Below are 13,579 nucleotides of genomic sequence, written 5' to 3' on the forward strand. Positions count from 1 at the left end.
AGATGTTCCGCAAGCTGCTGGACCAGGGCCAGGCGGGCGACAACATCGGGGCTCTCGTTCGCGGCGTGGACCGCGAGGGCGTGGAGCGCGGCCAGGTTCTGTGCAAGCCGGGTTCGGTGAAGCCGCACACGCGCTTCATGGCCGAGGCCTACATCCTGACCAAGGAGGAGGGCGGCCGCCACACGCCGTTCTTCACGAACTACCGTCCGCAGTTCTACTTCCGCACGACGGACGTGACGGGCGTGGTCACGCTGCCCGAGGGCACCGAGATGGTGATGCCGGGCGACAACGTGACGATGGACGTCAAGCTGATCGTTCCGATCGCGATGGAGGAAAAGCTGCGCTTCGCCATCCGCGAGGGCGGTCGCACCGTCGGCGCCGGTATCGTCGCGAGCATCGTCGAGTAAATTGCTGGCTTGGCGCGACACACTCGTGTCGCGCCAATCTTGCCCTCCAAGTCGAGGGCGGTTGGGTCGCTTCCTCAGCGGCCCGTTTGAGTCGGCTGAGACAAGTTTCAAGCGCTCGGAAAGCACCGGCCATCCGGTAGATCTCCGACGAGAGGACGTACGCAATGAACGGCCAGAATATCCGCATCCGCCTGAAGGCGTTCGACCACCGGGTTCTCGACGCTTCCACGCGCGAAATCGTTTCCACGGCGAAGCGGACCGGCGCCAACGTGCGCGGGCCGATCCCGCTGCCGACGCGCATCGAGAAGTTCACCGTGAACCGCTCGCCCCACGTCGACAAGAAGTCGCGTGAGCAGTTCGAGATGCGCACCCACAAGCGCCTTCTCGACATCGTCGACCCGACCCCGCAGACGGTCGACGCTCTGATGAAGCTCGACCTCGCCGCAGGCGTCGATGTCGAGATCAAGCTCTAAGGAGCGACATGAACCGAACGGACCCGTAAGGGCTCTTAAGGTTCCTCTGAAGGAAGAACGACATATGCGTTCAGGTGTCATTGCACAGAAGGTCGGCATGACTCGCATCTACAACGATGCGGGTGAGCACGTGCCGGTCACGGTTCTCAAGATCGAGAACCTCCAGGTCGTCGGTCAGCGGACCGAGGAAAAGAACGGTTACACGGCGCTGCAGCTCGGCGTCGGCCTCGCCAAGGTCAAGAACACGACCAAGTCCATGCGCGGCGTCTTCGCGCAGGCCTCGGTCGAGCCCAAGCGCAAGGTCGCCGAGTTCCGCGTCACCGAGGACAACCTCGTGGACGTCGGCGCCGAGATCACGGCCGAGCACTTCGTCGCTGGCCAGCTGGTGGACGTCACCGGCACGACGATCGGTAAGGGCTTCGCCGGTGCGATCAAGCGCCACAACTTCGGTGGTCTGCGGGCCACGCACGGCGTATCTGTCTCGCACCGCTCGCACGGTTCGACCGGTCAGCGCCAGGATCCCGGCAAGGTCTTCAAGAACAAGAAGATGGCCGGTCACATGGGTCAGACCCGCGTCACGACCCAGAACCTGGAAGTCGTCCGCACGGATGCCGAGAAGGGTCTCATCCTCATCCGCGGCGCCGTCCCGGGGTCGAAGGGCGGCTGGATCTACGTTCGCGACGCCGTGAAGGCGAAGCTTCCCGACAACGCGCCGAAGCCTGCCGCCCTGCGCCAGGCGGCCAATGCCTCCGCCGCCGCCGAGGGAGCCGAGTAATGGACATCACCATCAAGACGCTTTCCGGCGGTGAAGCCGGTTCGGTCACGCTGAACGACGCCATCTTCGGTTTGGAGCCGCGCGAGGATATCCTTCAGCGTATGGTCCGCTACCAGTTGGCCAAGCGACAGCAGGGCACGCATCAGACGCTCGGCCGCGCCGAGATCGCCCGCACGGGTGCCAAGCTCTACAAACAGAAGGGCACCGGTCGCGCTCGTCACGGTTCGGCCCGCGCCCCGCAGTTCCGCGGCGGCGGCAAGGCCCATGGTCCGGTTTCGCGCAGCCATGCGCATGACCTGCCCAAGAAGGTTCGTGCGCTCGCTCTGCGACATGCCCTGTCGGCCAAGGCGAAGTCCGGTGCGATCCTTGTGATCGACGACCTGACGTCGGCTGAGGGCAAGACCAAGGCGACGCTGTCGCAGTTCACGGGACTGGGCCTCACCAATGCGCTGATCATCGGCGGTGCCGAGGTGAACGAGAACTTCGCCCGTTCCGCGCGCAACATCCCGAATATCGACGTCCTGCCGATCCAGGGCATCAACGTTTACGACATCCTCCGTCGCCAGACGCTCGTTCTGTCGAAGGCGGCGGTCGACGCCCTCGAGGAGCGGTTCAAGTGAGCGACCTTCGCCATTACGACGTCATCACGAGTCCGGTCATCACTGAAAAGTCGACGCTGGTCTCCGAGCACAATCAGGTCGTCTTCAACGTTCCGAAGACCGCGACCAAGCCGCAGATCAAGGCGGCCGTCGAGGCTCTGTTCGGTGTAAAGGTGACCGGCGTGAACACGCTGATCCGCAAGGGTAAGCTCAAGCGCTTCAAGGGGCGTCTCGGGCGCCAGAGCGACCAGAAGAAGGCGATCGTGACGCTGGCCGAGGGCCAGTCCATCGACGTCTCGACCGGTCTCTGACCGCAGCGCCGCGAGGATAGAAGATCATGGCACTGAAGAGTTTCAACCCGATCACCCCGAGCACGCGCCAGCTCGTGCTCGTCGATCGCTCGGGTCTGTGGAAGGGCAAGCCGGTCAAGCAGTTGACCGAGGGTCTGACGCAGAAGGGCGGTCGCAACAATACCGGTCGCATCACGGCCCGCTACCAGGGTGGCGGTCACAAGCGCACGTACCGCGTGATCGACTTCAAGCGTCGTAAGTTCGACGCGGTCGGCACGGTGGAGCGGCTCGAGTACGACCCGAACCGCACCGCCTTCATCGCGCTTATCCGCTACGAGGACGGCGAACTCGCCTACATCCTGGCGCCGCAGCGCCTGGCGGCTGGAGACAAGGTCGTGTCGGGACTGTCGGGTATCGACGTGAAGCCTGGCAACGCGATGCCGCTCTCGACCATGCCGGTCGGCACCATCATCCACAATGTGGAGATGAAGCCGATGAAGGGTGGACAGATCGCTCGTTCGGCCGGTGCCTACGCGCAGCTCGTCGGTCGCGATAGCGGGATGGCGATCCTGCGACTGAACTCGGGCGAGCAGCGCCTCGTGCCGAGCTCGTGCCTGGCCACCGTCGGTGCCGTGTCGAACCCTGACCATGGCAACATCAACCTCGGCAAGGCCGGTCGCTCGGTCTGGCTCGGTCGTCGCCCGCACGTTCGCGGCGTCGCGATGAACCCGGTCGACCACCCGCACGGTGGCGGTGAAGGTCGCACCTCGGGTGGCCGTCACCCGGTCACGCCTTGGGGCAAGCCGACGAAGGGCAAGCGCACGCGTCAGAACAAGTCGACCGACAAGTTCATCGCCCGCTCGCGCCATCAGCGTAAGAAGTAAGGAGAACCACCATGACACGTTCCGTCTGGAAGGGTCCGTTCGTTGATGGCTACCTGCTGAAGAAGGCAGAGAAGGTCCGCTCGGGTGGCCGCAACGAGGTGATCAAGATCTGGAGCCGTCGCTCCACCATCCTGCCGCAGTTCGTCGGTTTGACGTTCGGCGTCTACAACGGCAACAAGCACATCCCGGTCTCGGTGAACGAGGACATGGTCGGACACAAGTTCGGCGAGTTCTCGCCCACCCGCACTTATTACGGCCACGGCGCCGACAAGAAGGCGAAGAGGAAGTAATCATGGGCAAGGCGAAGGCCGAGCGCGTACTGAAGGACAACGAGGCGAAGGCAGTCGCCCGTACGATCCGCGTCAGCCCGCAGAAACTGAACCTCGTCGCGCAGCTGATCCGCGGCAAGAAGGTCGATCGCGCTCTGGCCGATCTGACATTCTCGCGCAAGCGCATCGCCGAGACGGTGAAGAAGACGTTGGAGAGCGCGATCGCCAACGCCGAGAACAATCATGACCTCGACGTCGACGCACTCGTCGTCGCCGAGGCCTTCGTCGGCAAGTCGATCACCATGAAGCGTTTCCACGCCCGGGGCCGTGGTCGCGCGAGCCGGGTCGAGAAGCCCTTCTCGCACCTGACGATCATCGTCCGCGAGAAGGCTGAAGAGGAGGCCGCGTAATGGGTCAGAAAGTCAATCCGATCGGCCTTCGTCTTGGCATCAACCGGACGTGGGACTCCCGCTGGTTCGCCAACACGGGCGAGTACGGTCAGCTGCTCCATGAGGACCTTGCGATCCGCAAGTACCTGCTCGCGGAGCTGAAGCAGGCTGCGGTCTCCAAGATCGTCATCGAGCGCCCCCACAAGAAGTGCCGCATCACGATCCACTCGGCGCGCCCGGGCATCGTGATCGGCAAGAAGGGTGCCGACATCGAGAAGCTTCGCAAGAAGCTGTCCGCGATGACCAAGGCAGAGACGCACATCAACATCGTCGAGGTCCGCAAGCCCGAGACGGACGCCACGCTGGTCGCGCAGTCAATCGCGCAGCAGCTCGAGCGCCGTATTGCGTTCCGCCGCGCGATGAAGCGTTCGGTTCAGTCGGCGATGCGTCTGGGAGCTGAGGGCATCCGGATCAACTGCGGTGGTCGTCTCGGTGGAGCGGAAATCGCTCGCATGGAGTGGTATCGCGAGGGTCGCGTTCCGCTTCACACGTTGCGCGCGGACGTGGATTACGGTACGGCCGAGGCCCACACCGCTTATGGCGTCTGCGGCGTCAAGGTGTGGATCTTCAAGGGCGAGATCCTGGAGCATGACCCGATGGCGTCCGAGCGCCGCGCGGTTGAGGGCGATGCGTCGGGTGGCGGCAACAACCGTCGTCGCGAACGCGAGCGTGAGCACGCCTGATCGGGCGGGATTGAGGTAGAACGAGATGTTGCAGCCAAAGCGCACCAAGTTCCGCAAGGCGTTCAAGGGGCGTATCCACGGAGCGACGAAGGCCGGTGCGGTTCTCAGCTACGGGACCTTCGGTTTGAAGGCTCTGGAGCCCGAGCGGGTCACCGCTCGTCAGATCGAGGCGGCTCGCCGCGCGATCACTCGCCAGATGAAGCGTCAGGGCCGCGTGTGGATCCGGATCTTCCCGGATCTCCCGGTCACCGCCAAGCCCACCGAAGTCCGCATGGGTAAGGGCAAGGGCGCGATCGAGTACTGGGCGGCCCGTGTCGCCCCCGGTCGTATCATGTTCGAGATCGACGGCGTGGCCGAGGACGTCGCCCGCGAGGCGCTTCGTCTGGGTGCCGCCAAGCTGCCGATCCGCACGCGCTTCATCGCGCGCATCGCCGAGTAAGGAGACGAGACGATGAAAGCCTCCGATCTCACCACGAAGTCCCAGGACGAACTGACCGCCGAGCTGACGAAGCTCAAGAAGGAGCAGTTCAACCTTCGCTTCCAGGGCGCCACCGGCCAGCTCGAGAACACGTCGCGTGTTCGCGAGATCCGCCGTGATATCGCCCGGATCAAGACGGTCGCCCGCCAGAAGGCGACGGCAACCAAGGCCTGAAGGTAAGAGACAACTATGCCGAAACGCGTTTTGCAGGGGACTGTGGTCTCCGATAAGAATGACAAGACGGTCGTCGTGCTCGTGGAGCGTCGCTTCACGCATCCTCTCTTCAAGAAGACCGTTCGTCGGTCCAAGAAGTACAAGGCGCACGACGAGACCAACCAGTACAAGGTCGGCGACGCCGTCTCCATCGAGGAGACGAAGCCGATCTCGAAGGATAAGACCTGGATCGTCGTCGCTGCTCAGGCAGCGGCTCAATAGAACCAACAGCCGGGTGCGGCGCGGACGATCGCGCCCCCTGGCGGCTCGTGATTTGAAGGCGGCCTGACATGATTCAGATGCAAACAAACCTCGATGTGGCGGATAATTCCGGTGCACGTCGTGTCATGTGCATCAAGGTGCTGGGCGGCTCGAAGCGGAAGTATGCCTCGGTCGGCGACATCATCGTCGTCTCGATCAAGGAGGCTATTCCGCGCGGCCGCGTGAAGAAGGGTGACGTGATGAAGGCCGTGGTGGTTCGTACCGCCAAGGACATCCGTCGGCCCGATGGCTCGGTGATCCGCTTCGACCGTAATGCGGCCGTGCTGATCGACAACAAGAAGGAGCCGGTCGGCACACGTATCTTCGGACCCGTTCCGCGCGAACTGCGCGGCCGGAACCACATGAAGATCATTTCGCTGGCCCCGGAAGTGCTGTAAGGAGCCGGACGGATGCAGAAGATCAAGAAGGGCGACAACGTCGTCGTACTCGCCGGCAAGGACAAGGGCCAGTCGGGCAAGGTTCTCCAGGTGATGCCGAAGGAGGACAAGGCTGTCGTTCAGGGCGTCAACCTGGTGAAGAAGCACCAGCGCCAGACCGCCAGCCAGGAGGCCGGTATCGTCTCGAAGGAGGCGCCGATCCATCTGTCGAACCTTTCGGTCGCCGACCCGAAGGACGGGAAGCCGACCCGCGTCGGGTTCAAGGTCGTCGGCGAGGGCGAGAACGCGAAGAAGGTTCGCTTCGCCAAGCGTTCCGGAGAACAGATCGATGGCTGAAGCCGCTACCTACACGCCGCGTCTAAAGGCGGTCTACAACAGCGAGATCCGCGCCAAGCTGCTCGAGGAGTTCAAGTACTCCAACGAGATGCAGGTGCCGCGCCTCGATAAGGTCGTCATCAACATGGGCGTCGGTGAGGCCACCGGCGACTCCAAGAAGCCGACCGTCGCAGCCGAAGACCTCGCGCGAATCGCCGGCCAGAAGCCGGTCATCACCCGCGCGCGCAACTCGATCGCTGGCTTCAAGGTCCGCGAGAACATGCCGATCGGCGCGAAGGTCACCCTTCGCAAGGATCGGATGTGGGAGTTCGTCGATCGCCTGGTTCAGATCGCGCTGCCGCGCGTTCGCGACTTCCGCGGCTTGAACCCCAAGAGCTTTGACGGCCGTGGCAACTTCGCCATGGGCATCAAGGAGCACATTGTGTTCCCCGAGATCAACTACGACAAGGTTGATCAGATGTGGGGCATGGACATCATCGTGTGTACGACGGCACAGACGGACGATGAGGCGCGAGCACTGCTCAAGGCGCTGAACTTCCCGTTCCGCCAGTAACGGCAGGCGAAAGGAAACGTTATGGCCAAGAAGAGCGCCATCGAGAAGAACAAGCGTCGCCAGAAGCTGGTGGCGAAGTACGCTGCCAAGCGCGAGGCGCTGAAGGCGGTGACGACGAACCAGGACGCGACGATGGAGGAGCGCTTCCGCGCTCAGCTTCAGCTCGCCGAGTTGCCCCGCAACTCCGCAGCGGTGCGTGTTCGTAACCGCTGCGAAGTGACGGGCCGTCCGCGCGCCTACTACCGCAAGCTGAAGATGAGCCGTATCGCCCTGCGCGACCTCGGCAACACCGGGCAGATCCCCGGCATCGTCAAGTCGAGCTGGTAAGGAGACACGCACATGGCACTGTCCGATCCTCTCGGCGATATGCTGACCCGCATCCGCAATGCGATGCAGCGCAACAAGAACACCGTTGCGACTCCTGCTTCGAAGTTGCGGGCTCGCGTGCTCGACGTCCTGAAGGACGAGGGCTACATTCGTGGTTACACGGAGACGAAGTTCGAGAACGGCACCGCCGAGTTCTCGATTGAGCTCAAGTACTACGAAGGCGCCTCGGTGATCCGCGAGATCAGCCGCGTCTCCAAGCCAGGTCGCCGCGTCTATGTCTCGGCCAAGACCATTCCGCACGTCGCCAACGGCCTCGGCATCTCGGTTCTGTCTACGCCGAAGGGCGTGATGGCCGATCATGCCGCGCGTGAGCAGAACGTCGGCGGCGAGATCCTGTGCCGCGTCTTCTGACGCGGTACTGATCTCTAGCGAACAGAAGCAGGTTTCCCATGTCTCGTATTGGTAAGAAGCCGGTCAGCGTGCCGGCGGGCGTGACCGCCTCAGTCGACGGTCAGACGGTCAAGGCGAAGGGTCCCAAGGGCGAGCTGTCGTTCGTTGTGAACGATGAAGTCCTGGTGAAGATGGAAGAGGGATCGATCAAGGTCGATCCTCGCGACGACTCGAAGGACGCTCGCTCGAAGTGGGGCATGAGTCGCACGATGATCGTCAACATCCTGTTGGGTGTGAAGGACGGTTTCGAGAAGCGTCTCGAGATCAGCGGCGTCGGTTATCGTGCGGCCATGCAGGGGAAGAACCTGCAGCTCGCTCTCGGCTTCAGCCACGACGTCCTCTACCCGATCCCGGACGGTATCCAGATCACCGTTCCGCGTCCGACCGAGATCGTCATCACCGGCATCGATAAGCAGCAGGTCGGGCAGGTGGCAGCCGAAATCCGCGAGTATCGCGGTCCCGAGCCCTACAAGGGCAAGGGTGTGAAGTACGCGGGCGAGAAGATCGTCCGTAAGGAAGGCAAGAAGAAGTAAGGCGACGGCGATGGCTACCCAGAAGGAACTCACCCGGCGCCGCGCCAACCGCGTTCGCCGTTCACTCAAGGCAGTCGCGAACGGGCGTCCGCGCCTGTCGGTGCACCGCTCGTCGAAGAACATTTACGCGCAGGTCATCGACGACGCCGAAGGCCGCACGCTCGCGGCCGCTTCGACGCTCGACGCCTCTCTGCGTACGAGCCTCAAGACGGGCGCCGACGTCGGCGCCGCGTCGGCGGTTGGCAAGCTCCTCGCGGAGCGCGCCAGGGAAGCCGGGGTGACCGACGTCGTGTTCGATCGCGGCGCCTTCATCTACCACGGCCGCATCAAGGCGGTTGCCGAGGCGGCTCGCGAGGGCGGCCTCAACTTCTGATCTGCTGGGGCGCTGCGGCGTCCCGGAGATCGATCGGCGCGAAATCGGCGAAGCGGGTTCACCTGCTCCGCCTTTTGTGCTTTAAGCGCGCCGCCGCGTCCAACGAGACGCTCGGCATTCCCAGACGCCACCGGAAAAGAACAAGGATAGGATATGGCGCCTCGTAACGAACGCAATGACCGCGAAGAGCGCGACGACGGCTTCGTCGACAAGCTCGTTCACATCAACCGCGTCGCGAAGGTCGTGAAGGGCGGACGTCGCTTCGGCTTCGCCGCGCTCGTCGTCGTCGGCGACCTGAAGGGCCGCGTCGGCTTCGGCCACGGCAAGGCTCGCGAAGTGCCGGAAGCGATCCGCAAGGCGACCGAAGCTGCCAAGCGGGACCTGATCTTCGTGCCGCTGCGCGATGGGCGTACGCTTCATCACGATGTGCACGGTCGTCACGGCGCGGGCAAGGTGATCCTGCGCACGGCGGAGGCCGGTACCGGTATCATCGCCGGTGGTCCGATGCGCGCCGTCTTCGAGGCGGTCGGCATGCACGATGTCGTCGCCAAGTCGCTTGGCTCCTCCAACCCCTACAACATGGTGCGCGCCACGTTCGACGCTCTGAAGGGTCAGATGCACCCCAAGGACGTCGCGGCTCGTCGCGGCATCAAGTACTCGACCCTTCAGGCGCGTCGTCGCGACCTGGTTGGCGCCGAGGACTGAGGTTTGCAGCAGGGTGGGGCATGGGTCCCGCCCGCTCGCCTCGCGTAGGAACTAGAGGATCAGGAGTCGCGCCATGGCCGACAATCACCCCACGGGCAAGACCGTCACCGTCGAGCAGATCGGTAGCCCACTTCGCCGCCCTGCCGATCAGCGTCAGACGCTGGTTGGTCTCGGTCTCAACAAGTTGCACCGCGTTCGCACGCTGGAAGACACGCCGGCCGTGCGTGGCATGATCCGCAAGGTCAGCCACCTCGTGCGCGTCGTCGACGGCCAGTAAACCGGGAGACATCAGATGAAGCTCAACGAGATCGCCGACAAGGCGGGCGCCACCCACTCGCGCAAGCGCTTGGGGCGCGGCATCGGTTCGGGTTCCGGCAAGACCGGCGGACGCGGTGTGAAGGGTCAGAAGGCGCGCTCGGGCGTTGCCATCAACGGTTTCGAGGGCGGTCAGATGCCGCTCTACCGGCGTCTGCCCAAGCGTGGCTTCGTGAACACGTTCGCGAAGGACTACAACATCGTGTCGCTGGCGCGTATCGAGGAAGCCGTAGCGGCCGGGAAGCTGGACGCAAACGCGACGATCGACGGCGCTGCGCTGAAGGCCGCGGGCATCATCCGGCGCGCGCGCGACGGCGTCCGCGTGCTGTCGGATGGCGACGTGTCGCGCAAGCTGACCATCTCGGTCGAGGGTGCCTCGCGCGCCGCTATCGAGAAGGTCGAGAAGGCGGGTGGAACGCTGACGGTTCCCGCGACCACGAGTGCGGATGAGGCCTGATCGGCCCATCGGCTTCGGTTGAAGATGACAGGCCGCTCACCGGAAACGGTCGAGCGGCCTTTTTCGTGTTCGATGCGGTCGGCCTTCTCGGCCGTCAATCGCGATTTTGCTTGTGTTTCGTCCCGGCAGGACGTTCTAGAGTAGCTACGCTGCGCGTCGTTGACTCGTGCCCGCATGTCCTGGACGGACGGCGTGCGCCGACGCGCTTGAGGGGCAACCCGGAGAGATTTCGACCATGGCATCGGCAGCGGAACAACTTGCCGCGAACCTCAACTTCGCGGCCTTCTCGAAGGCCGAGGACCTCAAGAAGCGCATCTGGTTCACGCTAGGCGCGCTTCTGGTCTACCGCCTCGGTACCTACGTGCCGATGCCCGGTATCGATCCGCAAGCGCTGGCCCAAGCGTTCCAGCAGCAGTCGACTGGTATCCTCGGCCTGTTCAACATGTTCTCCGGCGGTGCGGTCGGTCGCTTGGCGATCTTCGCTCTCGGAATCATGCCCTACATCTCCGCTTCGATCATCATTCAGCTGATGACGTCGGTGATCCCGTCGCTTGAGACCTTGAAGAAGGAGGGTGAGCAGGGACGCAAGGTCATCAACCAGTACACGCGCTACGGCACGGTGCTGCTCGCAACGGTCCAGGCCTACGGCATTGCGGCCGGGCTTCAGTCCGCCAGCAACATCGTGACCAACCCCGGCACATTCTTCATCATCTCAAGCGTCATCACGCTGGTCGGCGGGACGATGTTCCTGATGTGGCTGGGCGAGCAGATCACGGCGCGCGGCATCGGCAACGGTATCTCGCTGATCATCTTCGCCGGCATCGCGGCGAACCTTCCGGCGGCGATTGCGCAACTCCTCGAACTTGGAAGAACCGGCGCGCTGTCCACGGCCATCATCCTCCTGGTGATCGTCGTTGTGGTCGCGTGTATCGCGGGCGTCGTCTTCTTCGAACGCGCGCAGCGAAAGCTTCTGATCCAGTACCCGAAGCGCCAAGTCGGCAACCGTATGTTCCAGGGCGACACCTCGCACCTGCCGCTCAAGCTCAACACGGCGGGCGTGATCCCCCCGATCTTCGCGTCCTCGCTCCTGCTGCTGCCGGTGACGGTCGCGAACTTCTCGGACACCAGCAATCTCCCGGGCTGGGCGACCGCCATCATCGCGTCGCTGGGTCATGGCCAGCCGTTGTATATGATCCTGTACGCGGCGATGATCGCTTTCTTCGCCTTCTTCTACACGGCCATTGTGTTCAACCCGAAGGATACGGCCGACAACCTGAAGAAGCATGGTGGCTTCATTCCCGGCATCCGGCCTGGTGAGCGCACCGCCGACTACATCGATTATGTCCTGACGCGCATCACGGTCGTCGGCGCGATCTACCTTGTGGTCATCTGCCTCCTGCCCGAAATCCTGATTTCGGCCGCTGGTATTCCATTCTATCTCGGTGGCACCTCGCTTCTGATCGTGGTTTCGGTCACGATGGACACGGTGGCGCAGATTCAGGGTCACCTGTTGGCCCATCAGTACGAGGGCCTCGTGAAGAAGGCCAAGCTGCGCGGCGGCAGACGGGGAGTGAGATGAGACTGATACTTCTGGGCCCGCCGGGTGCGGGGAAGGGGACCCAGGCCCAACGGCTGATCGATCGGCACGGGATACCGCAGCTCTCGACCGGCGACATGTTGCGCGAGGCGGTTGCGCGTCAGACCGATATCGGACGCCGCGCGCAGGCGATCATGGATGCGGGACAGCTGGTACCGGACGAGGTCGTCATCGGCATCGTCGCCGATCGCATCGCCGAGAACGATGCGAAGGGCGGATTCATTCTGGATGGGTTTCCTCGCACGGTGCCGCAGGCCGAGGCCTTGGACGATCTCCTGTCCCGCAAGGGACTGAAGATCGATGCCGTTCTGGAATTCCAGGTCGACGAGGACGCTCTTGTTTCCCGGATCGAGAAGCGAGCGGCGGAAACGCTGGCGGCGGGGAAGCCTGTCCGGAAGGACGACACCCCGGATGTCTTCCGGCGTCGCCTGCAGGAGTTTCGGCAACTGACCGCCGCCGTCGTTCCCTACTATCGGCAACGCGGGCTCTCGCATGCGATCGACGGGATGGCCCCGATCGACGACGTCACCCGGCAGATCGAGTCTGCCTTGGCCATCGACGTTCGCGTCTGAGCGGATCTGGCGGCGGGATTGACGGATAGAGTGCGACTCCTATAAGGAGCGTTCCAAATCGCGTCATGGCGGATGGGTTGGCGGGCGTGCCATTGGGTGCGTCTGGCGCCGGCCCTCCGTCGTTTCAGGGAGCGGTCTTGCTCGACCAGCTCCCGCAAGAATGCGTCGTGGCGGATCCACGACCAGAGGAGAACGAACTTGGCCCGTATCGCTGGCGTCAATATTCCAACCAACAAGCGCGTCGTCGTCGCGCTGCAGTACATTCACGGCATCGGCCCGCGCTTCGCGCAGGAGATCATGGACAAGGTTCGCCTGTCCGCCGAGCGTCGCGTCAACGATTTGTCGGACGCCGAAGTCCTGCAGATCCGCGAGATTATCGACCGCGACTACCGGGTCGAGGGCGACCTGCGTCGCGAAACCTCGATGAACATCAAGCGGCTGATGGATCTCGGTTGCTACCGTGGCCTGCGTCACCGTCGCGGCCTGCCGGTCCGCGGTCAGCGCACGCACACGAACGCTCGTACCCGCAAGGGTCCGGCCAAGGCGATCGCCGGCAAGAAGAAGTAAGTCCGGCAGCTGCGAGGCGGCTGTCGTATGTAAGCCCGGGCCGCGGTCCGGGCTGGTGGAGCCGCCGGAATTACGGCGGTGTCGAGATCGAACAGGATAGAACATGGCCAAGGAAGCCCAGCGCGTTCGCCGTCGCGAGCGCAAGAACATCACGTCCGGCGTCGCCCACGTGAACTCCTCCTTCAACAACACGCTGATCACGATCACTGATGCGCAGGGCAATGCCATCGCCTGGTCGTCGGCGGGCGCGCAGGGCTTCAAGGGCTCGCGCAAGTCGACACCCTTCGCCGCTCAGATCGCGGCCGAGGATGCGGCCAAGAAGGCGCAGGAGCACGGCATGCGCACGCTCGAGGTCGAGGTGTCGGGCCCCGGGTCGGGACGTGAGTCTGCTCTGCGCGCGTTGCAGGCTGCGGGCTTCACGATCACGTCGATCCGCGACGTCACCCCGATCCCGCACAACGGCGTTCGCCCGCGCAAGAAGCGCCGCGTCTGACGCCGGCTTTCGGGCCGCATGACCTTTGGCCGCGCTGCCCCGATCGGGCAGCGCGGCTTTCGCCGTAGTTCGGGAAGCCGATTCTTCCCTCAGACCTATCGCCACGATTGGATGGTGGCGAG

26 protein-coding genes are annotated in these 13,579 nt (G+C 63.8%); all 26 read left to right on the plus strand.

Going from position 1 to position 13,579, the window contains the following annotated elements; translation table 11 throughout:
• Positions 1-407: EF-Tu C-terminal domain-related protein (locus BLQ76_RS19960; protein WP_139184076.1), on the plus strand; the 407-nt coding region annotated here is incomplete at its 5' end.
• A 164-nt stretch (positions 408-571) separates the two neighbouring features.
• The gene (gene rpsJ, locus BLQ76_RS19965) at positions 572-880 is read left to right on the plus strand and encodes a 30S ribosomal protein S10 (protein ID WP_006205468.1); all 309 of its coding nucleotides are present in this window, start codon (positions 572-574) and stop codon (positions 878-880) included.
• Positions 881-944: 64 nt separating this feature from the next.
• The gene (gene rplC / locus BLQ76_RS19970; RefSeq protein ID WP_090676893.1) at positions 945-1,655 is read left to right on the plus strand and encodes a 50S ribosomal protein L3; all 711 of its coding nucleotides are present in this window, start codon (positions 945-947) and stop codon (positions 1,653-1,655) included.
• Positions 1,655-2,275: a 50S ribosomal protein L4 gene (gene rplD, locus BLQ76_RS19975; protein ID WP_090676895.1), complete on the plus strand. Its 621-nt coding sequence runs from the start codon at positions 1,655-1,657 to the stop codon at positions 2,273-2,275. Before rplC ends, rplD begins: the two co-directional genes overlap by 1 nt.
• Positions 2,272-2,565: a 50S ribosomal protein L23 gene (locus BLQ76_RS19980; RefSeq protein ID WP_062016697.1), complete on the plus strand. Its 294-nt coding sequence runs from the start codon at positions 2,272-2,274 to the stop codon at positions 2,563-2,565. Before rplD ends, BLQ76_RS19980 begins: the two co-directional genes overlap by 4 nt.
• Positions 2,566-2,591: 26 nt before the next feature.
• On the plus strand, positions 2,592-3,428 hold the full coding sequence (gene rplB / locus BLQ76_RS19985; protein ID WP_090676896.1) for a 50S ribosomal protein L2: 837 nt from the start codon (positions 2,592-2,594) through the stop codon (positions 3,426-3,428).
• A gap of 11 nt (positions 3,429-3,439) precedes the next feature.
• A complete protein-coding gene (gene rpsS / locus BLQ76_RS19990; RefSeq protein ID WP_061936381.1) occupies positions 3,440-3,718 on the plus strand; it encodes a 30S ribosomal protein S19 in 279 nt (92 codons plus the stop codon).
• Positions 3,719-3,720: 2 nt separating this feature from the next.
• Positions 3,721-4,107, plus strand: a complete 387-nt coding sequence (gene rplV, locus BLQ76_RS19995; RefSeq protein WP_062016701.1) for a 50S ribosomal protein L22 — start codon at positions 3,721-3,723, stop codon at positions 4,105-4,107.
• Positions 4,107-4,829 (plus strand): 30S ribosomal protein S3, encoded by a 723-nt coding sequence (gene rpsC / locus BLQ76_RS20000; protein WP_090676898.1) that lies wholly within the window; start codon positions 4,107-4,109, stop codon positions 4,827-4,829. Before rplV ends, rpsC begins: the two co-directional genes overlap by 1 nt.
• Positions 4,830-4,854: 25 nt before the next feature.
• Complete coding sequence (gene rplP / locus BLQ76_RS20005) at positions 4,855-5,268, plus strand: 50S ribosomal protein L16 (protein ID WP_062016705.1); 414 nt, start codon at positions 4,855-4,857, stop codon at positions 5,266-5,268.
• A 12-nt stretch (positions 5,269-5,280) separates the two neighbouring features.
• The gene (gene rpmC, locus BLQ76_RS20010; protein ID WP_062016707.1) at positions 5,281-5,481 is read left to right on the plus strand and encodes a 50S ribosomal protein L29; all 201 of its coding nucleotides are present in this window, start codon (positions 5,281-5,283) and stop codon (positions 5,479-5,481) included.
• A gap of 15 nt (positions 5,482-5,496) precedes the next feature.
• Positions 5,497-5,742: a 30S ribosomal protein S17 gene (gene rpsQ / locus BLQ76_RS20015; protein WP_090676899.1), complete on the plus strand. Its 246-nt coding sequence runs from the start codon at positions 5,497-5,499 to the stop codon at positions 5,740-5,742.
• 68 nt (positions 5,743-5,810) lie between these two features.
• A complete protein-coding gene (gene rplN, locus BLQ76_RS20020; RefSeq protein ID WP_055885514.1) occupies positions 5,811-6,179 on the plus strand; it encodes a 50S ribosomal protein L14 in 369 nt (122 codons plus the stop codon).
• Positions 6,180-6,191: 12 nt separating this feature from the next.
• Positions 6,192-6,515, plus strand: coding sequence for a 50S ribosomal protein L24 (gene rplX / locus BLQ76_RS20025; RefSeq protein WP_090676901.1), 324 nt, complete (start codon positions 6,192-6,194; stop codon positions 6,513-6,515).
• The gene (gene rplE, locus BLQ76_RS20030) at positions 6,508-7,068 is read left to right on the plus strand and encodes a 50S ribosomal protein L5 (RefSeq protein WP_090676902.1); all 561 of its coding nucleotides are present in this window, start codon (positions 6,508-6,510) and stop codon (positions 7,066-7,068) included. Before rplX ends, rplE begins: the two co-directional genes overlap by 8 nt.
• A gap of 21 nt (positions 7,069-7,089) precedes the next feature.
• Positions 7,090-7,395, plus strand: coding sequence for a 30S ribosomal protein S14 (gene rpsN, locus BLQ76_RS20035; protein ID WP_090676904.1), 306 nt, complete (start codon positions 7,090-7,092; stop codon positions 7,393-7,395).
• A 12-nt stretch (positions 7,396-7,407) separates the two neighbouring features.
• Positions 7,408-7,806, plus strand: coding sequence for a 30S ribosomal protein S8 (rpsH, locus tag BLQ76_RS20040; protein WP_090676905.1), 399 nt, complete (start codon positions 7,408-7,410; stop codon positions 7,804-7,806).
• 38 nt (positions 7,807-7,844) lie between these two features.
• On the plus strand, positions 7,845-8,378 hold the full coding sequence (gene rplF / locus BLQ76_RS20045; RefSeq protein ID WP_090676907.1) for a 50S ribosomal protein L6: 534 nt from the start codon (positions 7,845-7,847) through the stop codon (positions 8,376-8,378).
• Positions 8,379-8,388: 10 nt separating this feature from the next.
• Entirely contained in the window at positions 8,389-8,751 is a 363-nt protein-coding gene (gene rplR, locus BLQ76_RS20050) for a 50S ribosomal protein L18 (RefSeq protein ID WP_090676909.1), read from the plus strand.
• Between the two features lie 153 nt (positions 8,752-8,904).
• Entirely contained in the window at positions 8,905-9,456 is a 552-nt protein-coding gene (gene rpsE / locus BLQ76_RS20055; RefSeq protein WP_062016722.1) for a 30S ribosomal protein S5, read from the plus strand.
• A gap of 73 nt (positions 9,457-9,529) precedes the next feature.
• Positions 9,530-9,733 carry a 50S ribosomal protein L30 gene (gene rpmD / locus BLQ76_RS20060; RefSeq protein WP_090676910.1) on the plus strand — a complete coding sequence of 68 codons (204 nt, stop codon included), beginning with the start codon at positions 9,530-9,532 and terminating at the stop codon, positions 9,731-9,733.
• A 15-nt stretch (positions 9,734-9,748) separates the two neighbouring features.
• Complete coding sequence (gene rplO / locus BLQ76_RS20065; protein WP_090676912.1) at positions 9,749-10,228, plus strand: 50S ribosomal protein L15; 480 nt, start codon at positions 9,749-9,751, stop codon at positions 10,226-10,228.
• Between the two features lie 235 nt (positions 10,229-10,463).
• A complete protein-coding gene (secY, locus tag BLQ76_RS20070) occupies positions 10,464-11,807 on the plus strand; it encodes a preprotein translocase subunit SecY (protein ID WP_090676913.1) in 1,344 nt (447 codons plus the stop codon).
• On the plus strand, positions 11,804-12,397 hold the full coding sequence (locus BLQ76_RS20075; protein ID WP_090676915.1) for an adenylate kinase: 594 nt from the start codon (positions 11,804-11,806) through the stop codon (positions 12,395-12,397). The genes secY and BLQ76_RS20075 overlap by 4 nt, the downstream gene beginning before the upstream one ends.
• Before the next feature lie 198 nt (positions 12,398-12,595).
• Positions 12,596-12,964 (plus strand): 30S ribosomal protein S13, encoded by a 369-nt coding sequence (gene rpsM, locus BLQ76_RS20080; RefSeq protein WP_090676917.1) that lies wholly within the window; start codon positions 12,596-12,598, stop codon positions 12,962-12,964.
• Positions 12,965-13,067: 103 nt separating this feature from the next.
• Positions 13,068-13,457, plus strand: coding sequence for a 30S ribosomal protein S11 (rpsK, locus tag BLQ76_RS20085; protein WP_060601060.1), 390 nt, complete (start codon positions 13,068-13,070; stop codon positions 13,455-13,457).
• The last annotated feature ends 122 nt before the right edge of the window (positions 13,458-13,579 follow it).

It is taken from the genome of Aureimonas jatrophae (genome assembly GCF_900104035.1).
GTDB lineage: Bacteria > Pseudomonadota > Alphaproteobacteria > Rhizobiales > Rhizobiaceae > Aureimonas > Aureimonas jatrophae.

Bases quoted from the DNA above. Each gene is read 5' to 3' on its own strand.
- rplF (WP_090676907.1), top strand. From the start codon at position 7,845: ATGTCTCGTATTGGTAAGAAGCCGGTCAGCGTGCCGGCGGGCGTGACC.
- rplX (WP_090676901.1), top strand. From the start codon at position 6,192: ATGCAGAAGATCAAGAAGGGCGACAACGTCGTCGTACTCGCCGGCAAG.
- rpsJ (WP_006205468.1), top strand. From the start codon at position 572: ATGAACGGCCAGAATATCCGCATCCGCCTGAAGGCGTTCGACCACCGG.
- rpsS (WP_061936381.1), top strand. From the start codon at position 3,440: ATGACACGTTCCGTCTGGAAGGGTCCGTTCGTTGATGGCTACCTGCTG.
- rplB (WP_090676896.1), top strand. From the start codon at position 2,592: ATGGCACTGAAGAGTTTCAACCCGATCACCCCGAGCACGCGCCAGCTC.
- rplR (WP_090676909.1), top strand. From the start codon at position 8,389: ATGGCTACCCAGAAGGAACTCACCCGGCGCCGCGCCAACCGCGTTCGC.
- rpsQ (WP_090676899.1), top strand. From the start codon at position 5,497: ATGCCGAAACGCGTTTTGCAGGGGACTGTGGTCTCCGATAAGAATGAC.
- rplN (WP_055885514.1), top strand. From the start codon at position 5,811: ATGATTCAGATGCAAACAAACCTCGATGTGGCGGATAATTCCGGTGCA.
- rplV (WP_062016701.1), top strand. From the start codon at position 3,721: ATGGGCAAGGCGAAGGCCGAGCGCGTACTGAAGGACAACGAGGCGAAG.
- rplP (WP_062016705.1), top strand. From the start codon at position 4,855: ATGTTGCAGCCAAAGCGCACCAAGTTCCGCAAGGCGTTCAAGGGGCGT.
- rpsE (WP_062016722.1), top strand. From the start codon at position 8,905: ATGGCGCCTCGTAACGAACGCAATGACCGCGAAGAGCGCGACGACGGC.
- rpmD (WP_090676910.1), top strand. From the start codon at position 9,530: ATGGCCGACAATCACCCCACGGGCAAGACCGTCACCGTCGAGCAGATC.
- rpmC (WP_062016707.1), top strand. From the start codon at position 5,281: ATGAAAGCCTCCGATCTCACCACGAAGTCCCAGGACGAACTGACCGCC.
- rplC (WP_090676893.1), top strand. From the start codon at position 945: ATGCGTTCAGGTGTCATTGCACAGAAGGTCGGCATGACTCGCATCTAC.
- rplD (WP_090676895.1), top strand. From the start codon at position 1,655: ATGGACATCACCATCAAGACGCTTTCCGGCGGTGAAGCCGGTTCGGTC.
- secY (WP_090676913.1), top strand. From the start codon at position 10,464: ATGGCATCGGCAGCGGAACAACTTGCCGCGAACCTCAACTTCGCGGCC.
- rpsH (WP_090676905.1), top strand. From the start codon at position 7,408: ATGGCACTGTCCGATCCTCTCGGCGATATGCTGACCCGCATCCGCAAT.
- rpsC (WP_090676898.1), top strand. From the start codon at position 4,107: ATGGGTCAGAAAGTCAATCCGATCGGCCTTCGTCTTGGCATCAACCGG.
- rplE (WP_090676902.1), top strand. From the start codon at position 6,508: ATGGCTGAAGCCGCTACCTACACGCCGCGTCTAAAGGCGGTCTACAAC.
- rpsK (WP_060601060.1), top strand. From the start codon at position 13,068: ATGGCCAAGGAAGCCCAGCGCGTTCGCCGTCGCGAGCGCAAGAACATC.
- rplO (WP_090676912.1), top strand. From the start codon at position 9,749: ATGAAGCTCAACGAGATCGCCGACAAGGCGGGCGCCACCCACTCGCGC.
- BLQ76_RS20075 (WP_090676915.1), top strand. From the start codon at position 11,804: ATGAGACTGATACTTCTGGGCCCGCCGGGTGCGGGGAAGGGGACCCAG.
- rpsN (WP_090676904.1), top strand. From the start codon at position 7,090: ATGGCCAAGAAGAGCGCCATCGAGAAGAACAAGCGTCGCCAGAAGCTG.